This is a genomic window from Gammaproteobacteria bacterium (genome assembly GCA_028819075.1).
Lineage (GTDB): Bacteria > Gemmatimonadota > Gemmatimonadetes > Longimicrobiales > Gaopeijiaceae > BD2-11.
Window position 1 is genome coordinate 1 of the sequence record JAPPMM010000053.1, and the last position, 18,409, is coordinate 18,409.

Here is an 18,409-nt window from a genome sequence, read left to right on the forward strand (position 1 = left end):
CGGCACGGTCCAGCAGGGTCCAGTACAACGGCAGGAAACGCAGATCGTGCAGTCCTGGTTGACTTTAGACGATTTCCCGCCGTGACTTGCGCCCCCAGCGATCCGCCGTAACGTCAGGGTTTCGGGCATGAGCGCCCGCAGGAGGGGTGCGACATGCGGGCGGGCGCCCATGTTGCGAGGCTCTTCCTGTGCCCAGACGACCGTGCCAAGGGCCGGCAGGCCCGCCAGCAACTCCGCGATCTCGCGCCGCGGGAACGGATAGAGCTGCTCGACCCTGGCAACCATCGCATCCTTCGCGTTGGCGCGCTCTTCGCTCGCAAGCAGATCGTAGTAGACCTTGCCGCTGCAGAGGATGAGCCGGGTCGCGGATCGGCGGGCTTCGTCCCCCTCGTCTTCGGCCAGCACCGGACGGAAGCCTCCGCCGGTGAGTTCCGAGGCCTGCGAGCGGGCCAGCTTGTGGCGCAGGAGGCTCTTCGGGGTCAGGACCACGAGCGGACGCTCGGGGGTGTGCGCCTGGTAGCGCAGCAGGTGGAAGTATTGGGCGGAGGTGGTGGGGTTGGCGATCCGCATGTTGCCGGCGGCGCACATCTGGAGGAAGCGCTCCAGGCGGGCGCTCGAATGCTCCGGCCCCCGGCCTTCGTAGCCGTGCGGCAGAAGCATCACCAGCCGCGATAGCTGTCCCCATTTCGACTGTCCCGACACCACGAACTGGTCGATGATGGGCTGGGCCACGTTGGCGAAGTCGCCGAACTGCGCTTCCCAGATGACCAGATCGCGGTCCGCGCCCACGCTGTAGCCGTACTCGAAGCCCAGCACCGCGGTCTCCGACAGCGGCGAGTTGTGGATCTCGAAGCGGGCGCCGTCCATGGCCGCCAGCGGCGCGTGCGCCGAGCCGGTCTCGGCATCGTGGAACACGAGGTGGCGGTGGCTGAAGGTCCCGCGCTGCACGTCCTGCCCGCTGAAGCGGATGGGAATCCCGTCCCGGAGCAGGGAACCCAGGGCGAGCGCTTCGGCGTGGGCCCAGTCGAGCGACGATTCCGCAGTGAAGCCGCTCCTGCTCCTTTCCAGCTGCCGGCCCAGCTTGGGGTTGACGGAGAAGTCCTCCGGCACCGCCATCGAGGCGGCGTTGATCTCCGCGAGGGTCGCAAACGGGACGGCGGTCGGACGGGCATCCCGGTCCCAGGCTTCCGTCGGATCCCCATCGGCTTCCCCCACGACATCCCCGTCCGGGCGGGCCGCGTCTTCCGCGGACGGTTCGGATGAGCCCGTCCCGGCCTGCCCGGATTCAGCGGAGGGCTTCGCCGCGCTGGCCGCGACCAGCGCCTGCCGCAGGCGATCGGTGGTGCCGCTGCGGGCCGCTGCGACCTCGTCCGCGGTCACGACGCCGGCCTTCACCAACGCCTCTGCGTACAGGGTGAACACGGTGGGATGCGCGCGGATGCGCTGGTACAGCCGCGGCTGGGTGTAGGCCGGGTCGTCCCCTTCGTTGTGCCCGTGGCGCCGATACCCGATCAGGTCCACCACGATGTCGTCGTGGAATTCCGCCCGGTACGCCATCGCCAGGCGCATCGCGGTGAGGCAGGCGGGGGGATCGTCGGCGTTTACGCGCAGGACCGGGATGTCGTAGCCCTTTGCCAGATCCGAGGCGTAGCGGGTGGAGCGACCCTGTTCCGGGTCGGTGGTGAAGCCGATCTGGTTGTTGACGATCAGGTGGACCACCCCGCCCGTCGCGTATCCCGCCAGCCGGGCCAGGTTGAGCGATTCCGCTACCACGCCCTCGGCCGCGAAGGCGGCGTCCCCGTGGATGAGGAGGGGCACCACCGCGGCCGTGTCCTGTGCGTCATCCTGCCGGGGACCCGCGAATTGGCGCGCCCGGGCCAGCCCCGCCACCACCGGGTTGACGAACTCCAGGTGGCTGGGGTTGGGAAGCAGCGTGACCCGCACGGTGCTTCCGTCGCGCAGGACGTGGTCGCGGGTGGCGCCGTGATGATACTTCACGTCCCCGATCCCGCTCTCGTCGTCGGGAAGGGTGAGGATGCCGTCCGGGGCCGGGGCGGCGCCCTCGAACTGGCGCAGGATCTCGTCGTAGCCGACGCCCACGCTGTGCGCGAGCACGTTGAGCCGGCCCCGGTGGGCCATCCCCATCACGACCTCCCGGCATCCCCGAGCAGCCGCCACCTCGAGCACCAGGTCCACCATGGGCACGAGCATGTCGTTGCCCTCGAGGGAAAACCGCACCTGTCCCGGATAGACCCGGTGCAGGAACTGTTCGAGACCTTCCACCCGGGCGAGGCGGGTCAGCAGCTCCACCTGCTCCGCGCGGGTCAGCGGCTGGGCGTGGGCGCCCGATTCCACCTGGTTCCAGAGCCAGCGCACCCGCTCCGGCGACTCCAGGTGCTCGAACTGGTATCCGATGGACCCGCAGTACGCACGCTCCAGCCGCTTCAGGTAGTCCGGTACGCGTTCGTCGCCATCGTCACCGAAAACGGTGGATGCGGGGAGAGCCTCCAGCTGCTCCATGCTGGTGCCGAAGAAGGAGGGATCGAGCTGCGGGTGCCCCGGGCGATCGCTCCCCAGCGGGTCGATGCGGGCCAACTGGTGCCCGTGGTCGCGGAAGGCCTGCACGAGCGACGTGGCCCGGGCGACGAGGTGGAGGAGTTCCTGCATCGCGCGCAGGGTGGCGCTGCGCTGAGGGGCGGGCGCGGGTGGCGGGGCGGCGCCGGAAACCGCGTCCATCGCGGCCGCAGACTCGGAGCCGCGGCGCGGCCGCCGGGATGGCGCGGCGGGACGGGCGGGCTCGGGCGCAGCGGTTGGCGCCAGGCCCCGTTCCGACGCCTCCTTCGAAAAAACCGAGCCCCAATGGGCGGACACCGAGTCGGGGTCGGCCAGATAACGTTGGAACAGCTCTTCCACGTATCCGGCGTTCGGCCCGCTGAATAGTTCGGACGAGGGCATGGAATGGCGAGGTCGTTCCGGGCGGACGGCACCTTGAGGGGGAGTGGAAGATAACCGGAACACCTTCCAAGTTGTACGGATCGCGCGTCCCCCCCTCACTATCCCGGAGAGAGCTTGCCCCTTCCGCAGCCAGGCGCCCGCTCGGGCAGCGAACCCGTCCGCCGGGTGACGGAGGCGATGCGGCATGGGCGGATTCCCATGCGCGTGCACCCCGAGTGGGCGCGCGCCTTTCCATGGGTCGTTCAGGGGACCACGGTGCGCACCGGCACCGACGCCGACTTCGGACTGTTCACGGGCGCGCCTGCGGGCCAAGTCATGAAGCGGTGGGAATCTCTGGCGGAGGACACGGGATGCGGCAGCATGGTGCACGCCCGCCAGATCCACGGGCGCGCGGTCACCCTGCACGAGGCGACCCCGCCAGGTCTCCTCCTGGCCCCGCCCTGCGACGGGCACGCCACGCGGCGGGCCGGGACATTGCTCGCGGTTTCCGTGGCCGACTGCGTGCCCGTCTTCGTGGTCGCGCCCCGCGTCCGGGCCGTGATGTTGCTGCACGCGGGGTGGCGGGGGGTCGCGGGCGGCATCCTGGAAGCGGGCCTCGTGATGCTGGAACGGGACTTCGGAACCCATGCGCGCGAGACCCACATGCACATGGGACCGGCCATCTGCGGGCGCTGCTACGAGGTGGGCCGGGAAGTACACGAGGCGCTGGGGCTGCCCCGGCCGGCTTCCCGCGGCCAGCCGGTCGATCTGCGGCGCGTGCTGGCCGACCGCGCTCTTGCCGCCGGCGCCGATCCCGCACACCTGACGACCTCCTCGTTTTGCACCCGGTGCGCGGACGCGCCATTCTTCTCGCACAGAGGCGGGGACGCCGGGCGCCAGATCGCGGTGTTGGGCATCACGCCGGACGACTCCGTCCCCCCGGGAGGGGAATGGCTCGACGACCATCGCCAGCAGCCGCACCGGCAGCCCGTGGAAGACCGCTAGTGGACCGCTCCTTGCAGGACCTGCGTGCGGACCCCTTGGTGGGGCTCTGCTCGGTGTGCGCGCACAGCAGGGTGACGGGCAACCGGAGAGGCTCCATCTTCTGGCTCTGCCGGCTCTCGGCCGAGGATGCGCGCTTCCGGCGCTATCCGCGCCTCCCGGTGGCTCGCTGCGCGGGATTCGAGCACGCCGCGGCCGGACGGATGGACGAGGACCGCACGGACCAGGAGCCACAGGCTCCAGACAGCGCGAACCAGCAACGAAACCGAACCGGGAGAACCGAAGAATGAGCGAACCCTTCTACGTGTCCAGAGTGGAATTCGAGAAGGTGGCCGGCGCTCGCAGACGCGCCCGGCTTCCCGCCGGAGCCACGGTCGAACTCGGCGTCCACGGGCCGGTCAAGAGCCACTACCGGCTCGATGCCGAACCGGATCAGCCGCTCGCCGTGGACTACGTCGTCGCCGCCGCGGGCGGCTGACTGCTCGGAACTCTCAACGGCGCACTGGAGGTGCGCGGGATCAGCCTCACCCCGGACCAGATCAGCGCCCGGGCCGAAGGCTTCAACGAGGTGGCCGGCAGGCTGCCGGTGCTCAGGCGCATTCACGTTCACTATCGGCTCTCGATCCCCGATGGATCGCGCGCGCCCACCGACCGGGCCCTCGCCAGCCATGTCGACAAGTGTCCCACGGCCGCGAGCCTGCGTGACGCCATCGACATCACCTGGAGCGCGGACATCGTCGAGCACGCCGCCGACGCGTGATCTCCCCCGCCCCCGCATCGCCTGAGCGAGCCCGTGCCTGAGCTCCTGGCGCAGACGATCATCGGCCTCTCCCTCGCGGTGCTGGCCCTGCTGCTGCCCTTCGCCGCCCACCGGACGTATCTACTGCTGCTCAGCCGCCGTCCACCGCCGGAGCTGCCGCGCAGGTGGTCCGGCCGTTTGCCGCCGGTCACCGTCCAGCTTCCCCTGTACAACGAGGCTCCGGTCGCCCGCAGGGTCATCGACGCCGCGTGCTCGCTCGACTATCCGGCGCGCGCCCTGGAGATCCAGGTGCTGGACGATTCCACCGACGAGACCGTGGAGCTCGTTGCCCGGCGGGTGGCGTGGTGGCGGGCGCGGGGCGTAAACGTGTGCCACATCCGCCGCCGGGAGCGCTCGGGCTTCAAGGCGGGCGCTCTGGCCGCGGGCGTGCGCCGTGCCCAGGGCGAGTTCCTGCTCGTGCTGGACTCCGATTTCGTGCCCGAGCCGGACCTCGTCCGGAAGCTGCTGCCGCCCTTCCGGCTGTCCCGGGTGGGGATGGTGCAGGCCCGCTGGGATCATCTCAACGAAGACGCCAACTGGCTCACCCGTGCTCAGGGCCTCCTTCTCGACGGGCATTTCTTCTTCGAGCACGGCGGACGCTACCGGGGGGGGCTCTTCTTCAACTTCAACGGCACCGCGGGCATGTGGCGGCGCGAATGCCTCGAGGACGCGGGGGGATGGCAGGCGGACACCCTTACCGAGGATCTCGACATCAGCTACCGCGCGCAGATGCGGGGATGGCGCTTCGTCTTCCTCGAGGACATCGGCGTTCCCGCAGAGCTTCCGGACCAGACGGGCGCCTTCGAAATCCAGCAGCGGCGATGGTCCCAGGGCGGGATTCAGACGGCGCGCAAGCTCCTCCCCGAACTGCTGCGCGGGCCCTGGCCGTTCTCGGTGAAGAAGGAAGCGGTGATCCATCTGTGCGGGCACATCGCCTACCCGCTCACGCTGCTCCTCGGACTCCTGATCTATCCCTCCGCCCTGGCCCGGCGCGCGCTCGGCGGGGAGGAGTTCCTCTTCATCGATCTGGTCGTATTCTTCCTGGCCACCATTCCCTTCGTCATCTACTACACGGCCGCGGGCCGAAAGCGGAGCCGCCCCTGGGGCGACCTGGTGCCGTCGGTGGCCGTCACCCTGGCCACGGGCGTCGGGTTGACGGCGCCGGCGACGCGGGCGGTCCTGCGCGGCCTGGCCGGCCGCAGGGACAGCTTCGCCCGAACGCCCAAGAAGGGCAGCGGCGGGGTTTTTCGCGAACGGCCGGGAAGCCAGACCCCGGACACCCTCTTCAAGCTGGCCATGGCGATGGTGATGAGCCTGTTCGTGGGCGCCGCGCTGCAGGCTCAGCTATACGCGTCGATCCCGTTCCTGATGCTCTTTGCCCTGGGCTACTGGAGCCTGGGGGTCGGCGGCCTGAAGCGCTTCGGAACGGGGCCGCGCATCCCACAGCAGCAGCGCGTAGAAGGGCAGCCAGAGGAGGAGCACCGTCCAGAGGGGCCTCGGCCACTCGCCGGTCTCCAGGTACGGACCCAGACCCAGGTACGTGACGAATGCGAGGCCGCTTAGCAGGATCCAGGCGCGGTTCCGGCGCAGGGCCGCGAAGGGCAGGATCCAGAGCGCGTACCAGGGATGGAAGGTCGGCGACAGCAGCAGCCCGGCTCCGAGGATCCAGAAGAGAGCCCGCTCCGCGTCGAGGTTCCTGATTGTCGCCCAGCCCACGACCGCGAGCACGAGCGCCCCGGCCAGATAACGCGGCGCGATCGGTCCGGGCACAACGGCTTCGATGACCGCGAAGGCTCCCTCGTAGGCGCGCCAGTGTTCCGCATAGGTGGCGAGACCGGCCCAGAGGGCGGATCCCGCTTCGAGATAGGGGAGATGGAAGAGGACCAGGACCACTGCACACGCCACCGCCAGGCGCACCCCGTAACGGCGGATGAGCGCCGGAAGCGCGACGATGGGCGCGAACTTGGTGAGGGTCGCGAGGGCCAGCACGGCACCCATCGTCCAGGGCACCCACGACCTCGATGCGAAACCCGGACGGGTGGAGGCGGGATCGGCGTCGCCGAAAACGGGGTCGGTGCCGGGCTCGTCCGGGGAGCCGTGGGCGGATCCGGCGCGGGGCGCGGGCAGGGCGAGGAAAACCAGGACCACGAGCAGAAGGATGCCGACGGACTCGAAGTGACCGCTCCAGGCCGTCTCGACCACCAGCAGCGGCGACCAGGCGAAGAGCACGAGGGTCCCGGGAACCGAGCGCCCGGTCCGGCGGGCTATCTTTGCCAGCAGCAGGCAGGTGGCCAGGTCGGCGAGCGTCCACAATACCTTGAGCGCGAGCAGCGACCCGCCGGCGAGCGCGCCCGCCGCGAACACCACCTGCGCGAAGGGCGGGTAGATGGTGGAAATGGACGGATTGTTGATGCGCGCGTGCCACGCGGTGCGGATCGATTCGAGTTCGGGCGCATCAGGGGGGTACAGGTACGGGTTGATGCCCGCCAGTTGCACGTGTCCGTCCCAGAGGTAGCGGTAGATGTCGTCGGACAGAAACGGAACGCAGGGGAGTAGAACCACGCGGAAGAGGATGGCGAAGCCCCAGATGAGGCGGATGTCGACACGCCCGCCGAACGCGGCGCGCGCCGCCCCCCAGTAGACCGCGAACGCACCGGCAAGGAGCGCGAGGCGTGGAAACGGAATCCCGGCTTCGGGCCACCAGCCCGCAGCCGTCAGAAAAACAAGTTCCAGAAGGCCCAGCACGATCAGCGTCCGCGCGCCCCCGCTCGGCAGCCGATTCACCGTTCCTGCGCTCCTGACGGCCGGCCCGGCATGACTCCTTCCCCGCCATCACAGGCACCCCCCGTCACCGGCCGCGTCGCCGTGCTCATCCCCGCGCTCGACGAGGAGCCGACCATCGGGTCGGTGATGCGCGCGCTCCCGGCCGGGCTGGTCGACGAAATCGTGGTCGCCGACAACGGCTCGCGGGACGCCACCCCGCGGATCGCGCGCGATCTGGGAGCGGTCGTGGTGACCGAGCCGCGCCTCGGATACGGCTCCGCCTGCTTGGCCGGCATGCGCCACCTGGCCCGGCGGCCTCCGGACATCGTGGTCTTCCTGGACGCGGACGGGAGCGACGATCCCTCCGGGCTGGGGCGGCTGATCGAGCCCATCCGCTCGGGCGCAGCCGACATGGTGCTGGGGGTGCGCACCGGCGACCCGCCCGGGGTGCCGCTGCACGCGCGCATGGGCAACCAGGTCGTGCTCATGTGCGCGCGCCTTCTCTTCGGCCTTCGCTTCCGCGACATGCCTCCCTTCCGCGCCATTCGCTACGATCGCCTGTGCGAGCTGCACATGGATGACCGCGACTGGGGCTGGACCCTGCAGATGCAGATCCGTGCCGGCCGGCTCCGCCAGCGCATCGTCGAGATCGACGTCCCGTACACTCGCCGGGCGGGGGGTGTTTCCAAGATCAGCGGTACGCTGAGCGGTTCCCTCAAGGCCGGCGCCAAGATGTTCTATACTCTCGCCCGCGAGAGATTGATGTCCGTGAGACAATACAGATGAACGATACAGATACCCAGGTCATGCACCGCGCGCGGGACACAAACCGCGTAATCGACGACGTCCGGGGCCGACTGCAGCGCATCCTCCCCTATGGGGAAGCCGAGCTCGCGGCGGACTTCGCGGCGCTCTTCCTCGCCAGAGCGCCCGCCCTCTATCTCCGCGAGCGTAACCCGGTGACGCTCGCGCGGCTGACGGCGGACGCCTTCGCCTTCCTGCAGCGGAGCCGGCCGGACCGGGTGGACGTGCAGGTCTTCAACCCCGCCGCGGAGCCGGAAGGGCGGCGGGCTCCCGTGACCGTCATCCGCACCAACGTGGGCGAGCGCCCGTTCATCGTCGACTCGATCCGCGAGCACCTGCACTCGCGCGATCTCACCATCGAGCACTTCATCTACCCCCTTCTGGGGATCGTGCGCCACGAGGGCCGCATCCTGCGCATCGTGCCGCCCGCCGACGCGGAGGAGCGCGAATCGCTCATCCACTGCGAGATCTCGCGCGTGACCGATCCCGCCGTCCTCGAATCGCTTCAGCGGGAACTCGAGCAGCGTCTCGAGGACGTGGTGCGTGCCACCGACGACTTCCGGCCCATGCTGGCGGCGCTGGACCGGTCCATGAGCACGCTGGAGGCCCGCGCCCGCCAGCTGCCGGACCTCGCTGGCGAACTCGACGAGATCCGCGCCTTCCTCGCCTGGTTGCGCGACGACGGCTTCGTCTTCCTCGGTCACCGGCGCTACGACATCGCCGACGACCCGGACACCGGCGAGCCCCACGTGATGGTGGAGCGCGGTTCCGGACTCGGCATCCTTCGCGACGAAGAGCGTTCGGGCTACGTGAAGCCGGTGCCACTGGCATCCATGCCCGACACCCTGCGCCAGCTCCTCGCCGACGGCCCCCTGTTGCTCATCGGCAAGACCAACACCCGTTCCACCGTGCACCGGCTGGCGCACATGGACTACATCGGCGTCAAGAAGCTGGACGGGGCGGGACGACAGGTGGGAGAGGAGCGCTTTCTCGGGCTCTTCACCTCGAAGGCGTACGGCGACCACGCGGACCGGATCCCCATCCTGCGCCGGAAGCTGCGCTGGATCCTGGAGGATGCCGGGGCTGAGAAGGGAGCCCACGACTACAAGGAGATCAACACGATCTTCAACTCGATGCCGAAGGAGGAGCTCTTCCTCAGTTCGGCACGGGAAATCGCCAAGGACGTCCGCACCGCGCTGACGTCGTACCACACCACCGGGGTTCAGGTGACCCGCCGGGAGGACCGGCTCCGGCGGGGGGCGTCGTTCATGGTCATCATCCCGCGCGAGAAGTTCTCCGCCAAGGCGCGCAAGGCGATCGAGAACGCGTTCGTCAACCTCCTCGGCGGCGAGGTCCTGAACTATCATCTGGCGATGGGCGGCGGAGAGCAGGCGCGGCTCCACTTCTACCTGCGGGTGCGTCCCGAGCTGCTGGACGTCGTCACCGATGTCGAGCTCAAGCGGCTCGTGCAGGAACTCACCCGCGACTGGACCGACCGGGTGGGCGACGAGCTGGGACAGGTCAGGCCGCGGGGCGAGGCGCGTCGGCTCGCCCACCGCTACGCCGCCGGTTTCGGCGCGGACTATCGGGCCGTAGCCGACCCCGACGCGGCCGCCCGCGACATCCTGCAACTGGAGGCGATGGTCGCCGACGGGCGCAGCCTGTCGATCGCGCTCTCCAACCCGGATGAGAGCGCCGTGGCCCCGGGCGACCGCGTGACCGAGCTTCGCCTCTACCGGCTCGGGCCCCGCCTGGTCCTGTCGCACTTCATGCCCATCCTCGAGAACGCGGGGCTGCGCGTGATCGCGGAAAAGCCCGCCCAGGTCCGGGGATCCGGAGTGCCCGAGGGCGCCGTCCATACCTTCGCCGTGCAGACCTCCGGCAAGTCTCCGCTCGATCTCGGGAAGGTCGGCCCGGTCCTGGTGGACACCATTCTGGCGGTGAGCGCGGGCGATGCCACCAACGACCGGCTCAACGCCCTGGTGCCCACCGCGCGGCTGGCGTGGAGGGAAGTGGAGGTACTGCGGGCCTACGCGAGCTACGCCTTCCAGCTTAGCGCGGTGCCGAGCCGCGACTCCATCGTCGACGCCCTCCTCAACTATCCCCGCATCGCCCGGCTGCTCTTCGGCCTGTTCGAGACCCGCTTCCACCCGCGGGAACCGGCGCGCGGTCGCCGGCAGGCCGGCATGGAAGCAACGCGCGCGCAGCTGCTCGCGGCGCTGGACGACGTCTACCTGCTGAGCGACGACCGCGCGCTGCGCCATCTGCTGACGCTGATCGAAGCCACCGTACGCACGAACTACTACGCGACCGGGGGGCGCACGCCGACGCGGCGTTCGGGGGGTGTGCCGTACATGTCGTTCAAGGTGATGGCGCGCGCGCTGACCTCGCTGACCCGCACCAGTCTCCTCTTCGAGGCGTGGGTGCGCTCGGCCCGGATGGAGGGCGTGCACCTGCGGGGCGCGCGCGTCGCCCGGGGAGGCATCCGCTACAGCGACCGCCCGGACGACTTCCGCACCGAGGTACTGGGGCTCGCGGAAACCCAGATCGTCAAGAACTCTGTGATCGTCCCCGCCGGCTCCAAGGGCGGCTTCGTCATCCTCGACCAGCCGTCCCTCTCTGTTGCCACCCGCAGCGAGGTCGAACGGCAATACCGGACCCTCATGCGCGGGCTCCTGGACCTGACCGACAACCTGCACCGGGGCACGCCGGTCCCCCCCGACGGCGTGGTCTGCCATGACGACCCCGACCCGTATCTGGTGGTGGCCGCCGACAAGGGCACCGCCGGGTTTTCCGACATCGCGAACGCGGTCGCGGACGACTACGGCTTCTGGCTGGACGACGCCTTCGCCTCCGGAGGCTCCAACGGATACGATCACAAGGAGCTGTCGATCACCGCGCGCGGCGCGTGGGAGTGTGTGAAGCGCCACTTCCGGGAGATGGGCAAGGATATTCAGTCGGAGCCCTTCACCGTGGTGGGCATCGGGGACATGAGCGGCGACGTGTTCGGCAACGGCATGCTGCTCTCGCCGCACATCCGGCTCATCGCGGCCTTCGACCACCGGCACATCTTCATCGATCCCGACCCCGACCCGCGCGCATCCTTCGTAGAGAGGGAGAGGCTGTTCCACCAGCGCGGTTCCTCCTGGGCGGACTACGACGCGAGCGCAATGAGCCCCGGCGGCATCATCGTGCGGCGCGGCTCCAAGGAGGTCGCGCTCTCACCCGAAGCGCGCACGGCCCTGGGCATTTCGCGGGATCCCGGAAGGGTGAGCGGCGAGGAGCTGGTCCGGCTCGTGCTCCAGGCCGACGCCGAGCTGCTCTGGAACGGGGGAATCGGCACCTACGTGAAAGCCTCGGACGAGACCCACGCCGATGTCGCCGACCCCTCCAACATCCCGGTGCGGGTGGATGCGAGCGAGCTGCGCGTCAAGGTCGTGGGCGAGGGCGGCAATCTCGGGCTCACGCAGAGGGCGCGCACCGAGTTCGCGCTGGCCGGCGGACGCCTGAACGTGGACGCGCTCGACAATTCGGGAGGCGTTTCCCTGTCGGACCGCGAAGTCAACCTCAAGATCCTGCTCAACGCAGTGGTGGACGACGGGCGCATGACGGGAGCGGAGCGCAACCGCATGCTGCGCGACCTGGCGGAACCCGTTTGCGACCAGGTGCTGCTCGACAACGCCTCTCAGAGCCTGGCGGTGTCACTCGATGTCATGCGCGCCCGCGAGGGAGTCGACGACTTTCGCCAGCTCATCTCGGAGCTGGAGAGGGACGGCTTCTTCGACCGCTCCCGCGAGCATCTGCCCACCTGGGAGCAGCTGCTCGAGCGCGACGAGACCGGCTCGCGCCTGACCCGGCCGGAGCTGTGCGTGCTGCTCGCGCACGCCAAGCTCCACCTGATGCGCCGCCTGCTGAAGGGGACGCTCATCGACGACCCGGTCGCGAGCGGCTACCTGGCGCGCTACTTCCCGCCGGTGGCCGTCGACACAGCGGGCGAAACCGGTCTGGCCGCCCACCGCCTGGGGCGCGAGATCGTGGCCAGCCAGCTCACCAACGACCTCGTGGACCTGATGGGCGCCGGATTCGTGCATCGCATGATGCGCGACTCGGGGGCGTCCGCGGACGAGGTGGCGCGCGCCTGGCTGGTGGCCTCCCGGCTCTCGGGGCACGGGCAGCTCCTCGCCGACCTGCGCGAGCGCGAGCGCGATGCGGGGACGGCGGTCGCGTACCGGTGGTACAGGGAACTCGGCCGGGTGCTGGACCGCACGACCCGCTGGGTACTGGGGAACGCCGAGCGCGAGGAGATCGACAGCCTGGTCGGCGGCAACTTCGGTACGCTGCGCGAGCTGCAGCGCATCTTCCCCGGCGTCGTGAGCGGCGAGGACCGGCTGACCTTCGAGCGGCTGGTGTCGGAGATCCAGGAGGTCGGGCCGGCCGCGGATATCGCACCAGCGCTGGCCACCCTGCGCTTCCTGGATCAGTTGATGGACATCCTGCGCGTGGCGCGGGACACGCGCACGGCGCCGGTGTACGCGGCGCGGGCCTACTACGCGGTGTCGGAGCTACTGGAGATTCCCTGGCTCCGCCATGCGATCGACGAGTGCGCTCGGGACGAACGCTGGGAGCAGCGCGCCGCGCGGGCGCTGAACGACGACCTGACGCGTGCGCACCACCGAATCGCCAACTTCTCGGCGGCCGCGGCGGCGGGGCGGGACGCGCAGGCCGGCGGCGTTGCGCATGTCCTGACCACGCTGCGCAGCCGGGAGGTGGCCTACTTCGGCGAGCTGCTCACGGAACTGCGCGCCGAGAGCACCCTCACGCTGTCGGGGCTGGCGGTGGCGGTGCGAGCCATCATGGTGCTCTCCGAGCGCACCGGCAAAGGCTCGGGAGAGGGCGAACCGTAGCCGGGACCCGGCCGCCAGCCCGGATGTGACGGACTGCCGGCAGCCCCCGACTGCTAACCGATGCGGTCGATGTAGTCGTCCATGGCCGCGAGCACCCTCACCACGCCCGACGTTCCTTCCGCCGCGGTGATATCTGCCACAAGGTCGAACATCACCTTGCGAACAGCTTCGCGGTCGATGCCCGCGGGGGCCGGTGCCGCTGCGGGCTCGGGGACCGGCTCTGGCTGGGGAGCAGGCTCCGGTTCGGGAGCAGGAGCGGGTGCTGCAGCAGCCGGCTCGGGCTCGGGCGCAGGGGCCGCAGGCTTGCGGCGGCGGCGGCGGGGCTTGATGCCGGCCGCTGCATCCGCCGCCCGGCGGGCGGCCCGCTTCACCTGAAGGGGATAGCGCGCGTGGAACTGGCGCTTGGTCAGCTCCGCGATTCCGGCATTCAACTTGACCGCGCCCGCGAGCAGTTCGTCCACCGAAACGTCGGGATTGTCCTTCAACTGTCCCTCGACCCAGCTCATGACTTCGGCGTCCGTCGTCGTCTTGCCCTTCGCAGGCGCCGGGGCCGGGGCCGGAGCCTCGGCGGGCGCGGCAGCGGCTTCCGCGGCAGCCTCCGAAGCAGCTTCAGCAGCGGCTGCCGCCGCCGCGGCCCTCTTGGCCCGCCGCTTTACCTGAAGCGGATAGCGCGCGTGAAACTGGCGCTTGTTCAGTTCGGCCACATCGGGCTGGAGGATCTTCGCGCCCTCGAACAGCTCATCTACCGTCACTTCCGGATTGTCCTGCAATTGCTTCTCAACCCAGCCCATTACTTCAGTATCGGTCGCGACCATCGATCAACTCTCCCGTGTAACGATGAACCAGCCAGGACATCCTTTGCCAGCGCAAACGATAAGGTGTGACAAAGTGGAACGCAATATCTGTCAGTGCTGATGCGAATATGATTCGGCGGCGCGCGGATGTCCCCGGCGTCACCGGGTTCAGAAATCAATGACGACCTGGAGCCCGAAGGTTTCCTCGAAGAGGCCTTTCTTCTGATCCACGGTCCAGCGCTCCAGCAGCACGTCGCCGGCACAGTCGGCGCTCAAGCGGAGACTGCGCCCGTCCAGGGTGGCCGTGACCGAGCGGATAAGCTGACGGCGCTGCCGGTCCAGACCGTCAACCAGGCGCAGGATCGCGCCCAGGTGGTCGACCAGCACTCGATCCGCCGGGGCCAGTGACGCATATGCCCGGTGATGCGACCTGGGATGGCTCTTGCGATGATAGCGCGCGACGTTCCCCACAATTGCCAGCTCGCGCGGCGAAAGGCCCGGTATTTCCGAGTTGCCGAGAATATAGAGCGTGTGCTTGTGGTGTTTTTTCATCGCGACGAACACGCCGATATCGTGCAGGATTGCCGCAACTTTCAGGAGATGCCGTGCATGGGACCCCTGTCCGTGCAGGGACTCGAGCTGGTCGAATACGCTGACCGCCAGCCTTGCGACATGACGGCCATGGGCCTCGTCGAACATGTAGCGGCGCCCGAACGACACCGCGGCCTGCGTAAGTTGCTTCTCCTGCCGGCTGTCGTTGGTGGCCCTGGAATTGAGGTCGGCCATGAGGTCGAGCGTCACGCCCTCCTTCACCCCGATGTGCGGAACCAGGATCTCCCGCGTGCCGGTAAGCTCCGCCAGTCGCCTGAAGACCACGGCGGCGGGCAATATGACGTCCGCGCGGTCGTGCCTCAGCCCCAGTTGTTCGATTCGCTCCGAATACGACAGGCGCGCGAGGAGCCCGATAGCGGAATCCAGGCCCGACACGGGCAGTCTGCTGACACCGTCCTTCGTCTTGCCGGGGGCGGCCAGCGCGGCCAGGGCCTCTATGTTTCCTCCACAACCGATGAACCCGGTCGGCTGCCAGTATTGCGCGGGCGCCGGAATGTTCATGACCGCCACATACTCGGAGAGCAGTCGCTGAAACGCCCCGGGCTCGCTGCCGGGCTCGGCCAGCCGTTCCAGCAGACGGACCGAACCCATCGAATGGGTTTCGCTCCAGAGCATGCCCGAGTCGTCCACCAGCGAGAGCTCGACGCTGCCGCCGCCGAGGTCCACGAGCAGCCAGCGGCCGCCCTCCAGGCCGATGCGCGCCGCGACCGCCAGGTGCACCAGCCTCGCCTCCTCGGATCCGGTGATGGCCTTCAGCCTGATCCCGGTCTCGCGTGCGATCCTCTCGACGAGGAGAGGCCCGTTGCGCGCTTCGCGCACTGCGCTGGTCGCGACCGCCCTGTAGTGTTCGATGTCGAATTGCTTCAGGTATCCCCGGAAGCGCTGGAAGGCCTCGACCGTGGCGTCCATGGTCTCGGGAGCCAGCCGGCCGGTGAGGAAGACCTGGTGCCCCAGCCGAATCGGCACCCGCTCCGAATGAAGCGTGGCGTACCTGGCCGGTGACGTGAACTCCACGGCCATGAACCGGATTCCGTTCGACCCCGTGTCGACGCAGGCAAGTCGGATCGGGAATTCAACCTGGGCGTCGGAACCGTTCTGATTGGTCATGGTCCGGGCCCCGGCCATTCGTCGAGGAGGAGCGCGATCACGCGGCCGGGTCCGTGGACTCCGGTCACCATGACCTGGCCGATGTCGGCCGACTTGCTGGGACCGGAGTGCAGCGCCAGCGCGGCGCCACCGTCGTCGCGGCACGCGGCCAGCGCCTCGCCGAGGGTGCCGGCAACCGTGCCGGCGTCCACCAGCACCACGTGCACCGGCGGGAGCAGTTGGGTGCGCCGCCCGTCCCGGCTGCTCAGCACCAGCGACCCGGACTGGGCGGCCGCCGCGCGCGCAACCGACACCCCCAGCGCGGCCTCCCGGGGCGGCGCCTCGGGTGCCGGCAACGCCAGGATCGCGGGAACGCCGGTCCCGTGGCTGACGCTCGCGAAATGGGCGGCGAACCCGTGCAGCCACCGGCGCGCCGCGTCCGCGTCGGCGAAGCGGTGCACCTCGCCCCCCGCCGCCCGGAAGCACTCCGCGAAGTGCTCCACCGGCGTGGGGGCATCGGTCGCCGCCGTGCTCAGCTCGCCCGGATGAGGCGCCCGCGGCCGGTCCCGGAGCGCGCGCCGCACCCGCTCTAGAATCCGCTCCCTCACTCGATACCCTCCCGCCAGAGCTCGCGGAACGAGGCCCGCGACGGCTCCGGATCCTTGCGCACCTCGCGCCAGCCGCTCACCACCGGCAGGGGTACGCGGCGCACCGGTTCGGGGAGCGCGTGCAGCATGCCCCCGGCGGCCCGGTACAGTCCTGGCCGGGTGGCGACCGCCGTCCACGCCTTCAGCAGGCCCGCCTTGGCGCGGGAGTCCATCCCCGCCTCCACCGCCCGCCGGCGCCAGCTCAGGAGCAGCTCGGGGATGGGGATGCGCACCGGGCAGGCCTCCTCGCAGGCGCCGCACAGGCTGGACGCGAAGGGGAGCGGCATGGCCGCGTGCAGCCCGGCCAGCCCGGGGTTCAGCACCGATCCTATGGGGCCCGAGTAGACGGCCCCGTAGGCGTGCCCGCCCGTCTGGCGGTACACGGGGCAGGCGTTGAGGCAGGCGCCGCAACGCACGCAGCGGAGCGCCTCCCACGCCTCCGGGTCGGCGAGCACGTCGGTGCGGCCGTTGTCTACCAGCACGACGTGCACCTCCTCCGGGCCGTCGAGGTCCTCCGCGGTCCTGGGACCGTGGATCATGGAGACGTAGTTCCCCACCGGCTGTCCGGTCGCCGCCCGCGCCGTGAGCTGCAGAAACACCGCCAGGTCGCTCCAGCGCGGCAGCAGCTTCTCGATGCCCACCAGCGCCACATGCACCGGCGGCGCCGAGGTGGTGAGCCGGATGTTGCCCTCGTTCTCGATGAGCGCCACGGTGCCGGTCTCCGCCACCAGGAAGTTCCCCCCGGTGATGCCCACGTCGGCCGCGAGAAAGGCCTCGCGCAGGATCAGCCGCGAGACCCCCGCCAGCTCGTCGGGCGTCGCATCCAGCTCCGTCCCGTGAGTCTCGTGGTACAGCCGGCGGATCTCGTCCAGGCTCAGGTGGATGGCGGGGCCGACAATGTGGCTGGGCGGCTGTTCGAGCAGCTGCAGGATGTACTCCCCCAAGTCGGTCTCGAGCACGTCGACGCCCCGCTTCTCCAGCAGCTCGTTCACCTCGAGCTCCTCGGAGAGCATGCTCTTGCCCTTGACCGCCCGCCGCGCGCCCCGGCGCTCGAAGATGTCGGAGAGGATGCGGTGCACGTCCTCCTGCGACCCGGCCCAGTGGACTTCGGCGCCGTTGGCTTCGAGCCGCTTCTCGGCTTCCTCCAGGTACCGGTCCAGGTGGGTCAGCAGGTGCGTCTTCACCCCTTCGGCCCAGACCCGCCATTCCTCCGCGGCCACCCCCGCGAACGCGGCCCGGCGGCGCGCGTCGAACGACAGCGTCGCCCCGGTCACCGAGGCGCGCACATCCCCGCCTTCGCGCGCCCGCTTCGGGTACTCTCGGCTATGAATCTGCACCGGCTGCCTCCCAGAGAACGTCGGCAAGATGGCGCACGGCGAGGTCCTGCCCGCGCTTCCGCAGGCGGCTCGAGAGCTGGAGCAGGCAGCCGCAGTCGGCGGAGGTCAGGAAGTCGACCTGCTCCGCGGCGAGCGTGTCCAGCTTGCGGTCGGCCATCCCCGCGGACACCTGCGGGAAGCTCACCGAGAACAGGCCCCCGAAGCCGCAGCACTCCTCCGCCGCCTCCCAGGGCACCACTTCGGCCCCGGCGCTGTCCAGCAGTTCAAGCGGCTCTTCCCGGATGCCCAGCTCGCGCAGGGCGTGGCACCCGTGATGGTACGCGATCCGGCGTCCCTCCAGGCCGCGCCCGAGCTTCGTCACCCCGAGCACCCGCACCAGGAACTCCGCCAGCTCGAAGGTGCGCCCGGCGAGGTCGGCCGCCTGCCCCGACAGGTCGTCATCGTGGAAGAGATGAGCGTAGAAGCGCCGGAGCATGCAGGCGCAGCTCCCCGAGGGAAGCACCACGTACTCGCTCTCGCGGAAGACCTCAATGGTGTGCACAGCCATGCGGCGCGCCTCGGCATCCCGGCCCGCGTTGAAGGCCGGCTGTCCGCAGCAGGTCTGCGCCTCCGGAAAGTCGACCTCCACGCCCAGCTTGCGCAGCAGGCGCACGGCCGAGGCGGCGGCATCGGCGTAGAAGTGGTCGCCCAGACAGGTGACGAACAGGGATGCGCGCACGGGGGCAGC

Annotated in this window: 13 protein-coding genes; 7 read left to right on the plus strand and 6 right to left on the minus strand. The window is 69.8% G+C overall.

Features of this window, described 5'->3' with window-relative positions; translation table 11 throughout:
* On the minus strand, positions 1-2,955 hold a 2,955-nt coding region (locus OXU32_15180; GenBank protein MDE0075298.1), incomplete at its 3' end, for a 2-oxoglutarate dehydrogenase E1 component.
* Positions 2,956-3,069: 114 nt separating this feature from the next.
* On the opposite strand from OXU32_15180, the gene OXU32_15185 reads away from it, so the two are divergent.
* From OXU32_15185 to OXU32_15215, 7 genes are all read left to right on the plus strand, one after another.
* Positions 3,070-3,939, plus strand: a complete 870-nt coding sequence (locus tag OXU32_15185; GenBank protein ID MDE0075299.1) for a polyphenol oxidase family protein — start codon at positions 3,070-3,072, stop codon at positions 3,937-3,939.
* On the plus strand, positions 3,939-4,226 hold the full coding sequence (locus OXU32_15190; GenBank protein ID MDE0075300.1) for a hypothetical protein: 288 nt from the start codon (positions 3,939-3,941) through the stop codon (positions 4,224-4,226). The genes OXU32_15185 and OXU32_15190 overlap by 1 nt, the downstream gene beginning before the upstream one ends.
* Positions 4,223-4,414 (plus strand): hypothetical protein, encoded by a 192-nt coding sequence (locus OXU32_15195; protein MDE0075301.1) that lies wholly within the window; start codon positions 4,223-4,225, stop codon positions 4,412-4,414. Before OXU32_15190 ends, OXU32_15195 begins: the two co-directional genes overlap by 4 nt.
* Before the next feature lie 30 nt (positions 4,415-4,444).
* Positions 4,445-4,696: a hypothetical protein gene (locus OXU32_15200; protein ID MDE0075302.1), complete on the plus strand. Its 252-nt coding sequence runs from the start codon at positions 4,445-4,447 to the stop codon at positions 4,694-4,696.
* Positions 4,697-4,729: 33 nt separating this feature from the next.
* A complete protein-coding gene (locus tag OXU32_15205; GenBank protein ID MDE0075303.1) occupies positions 4,730-6,298 on the plus strand; it encodes a glycosyltransferase in 1,569 nt (522 codons plus the stop codon).
* A 1,251-nt stretch (positions 6,299-7,549) separates the two neighbouring features.
* Positions 7,550-8,284 (plus strand): glycosyltransferase family 2 protein, encoded by a 735-nt coding sequence (locus tag OXU32_15210; GenBank protein MDE0075304.1) that lies wholly within the window; start codon positions 7,550-7,552, stop codon positions 8,282-8,284.
* Positions 8,281-13,206, plus strand: a complete 4,926-nt coding sequence (locus OXU32_15215; GenBank protein MDE0075305.1) for an NAD-glutamate dehydrogenase — start codon at positions 8,281-8,283, stop codon at positions 13,204-13,206. The genes OXU32_15210 and OXU32_15215 overlap by 4 nt, the downstream gene beginning before the upstream one ends.
* Before the next feature lie 53 nt (positions 13,207-13,259).
* Here OXU32_15215 and OXU32_15220 read toward each other — a convergent pair whose 3' ends face one another.
* The 5 genes from OXU32_15220 to OXU32_15240 all read right to left on the minus strand — a co-directional run bounded on the left by OXU32_15220 (position 13,260) and on the right by OXU32_15240 (position 18,400).
* Positions 13,260-14,021, minus strand: coding sequence for a hypothetical protein (locus OXU32_15220; protein ID MDE0075306.1), 762 nt, complete (start codon positions 14,019-14,021; stop codon positions 13,260-13,262).
* Between the two features lie 147 nt (positions 14,022-14,168).
* Positions 14,169-15,719: a Ppx/GppA phosphatase family protein gene (locus OXU32_15225; GenBank protein MDE0075307.1), complete on the minus strand. Its 1,551-nt coding sequence runs from the start codon at positions 15,717-15,719 to the stop codon at positions 14,169-14,171.
* Positions 15,716-16,306, minus strand: coding sequence for an LUD domain-containing protein (locus OXU32_15230; GenBank protein ID MDE0075308.1), 591 nt, complete (start codon positions 16,304-16,306; stop codon positions 15,716-15,718). The genes OXU32_15225 and OXU32_15230 overlap by 4 nt, the downstream gene beginning before the upstream one ends.
* The gene (locus OXU32_15235; protein ID MDE0075309.1) at positions 16,303-17,682 is read right to left on the minus strand and encodes a LutB/LldF family L-lactate oxidation iron-sulfur protein; all 1,380 of its coding nucleotides are present in this window, start codon (positions 17,680-17,682) and stop codon (positions 16,303-16,305) included. Before OXU32_15235 ends, OXU32_15230 begins: the two co-directional genes overlap by 4 nt.
* Positions 17,669-18,400, minus strand: coding sequence for a (Fe-S)-binding protein (locus OXU32_15240; GenBank protein MDE0075310.1), 732 nt, complete (start codon positions 18,398-18,400; stop codon positions 17,669-17,671). The genes OXU32_15235 and OXU32_15240 overlap by 14 nt, the downstream gene beginning before the upstream one ends.
* Positions 18,401-18,409: the final 9 nt, after the last annotated feature.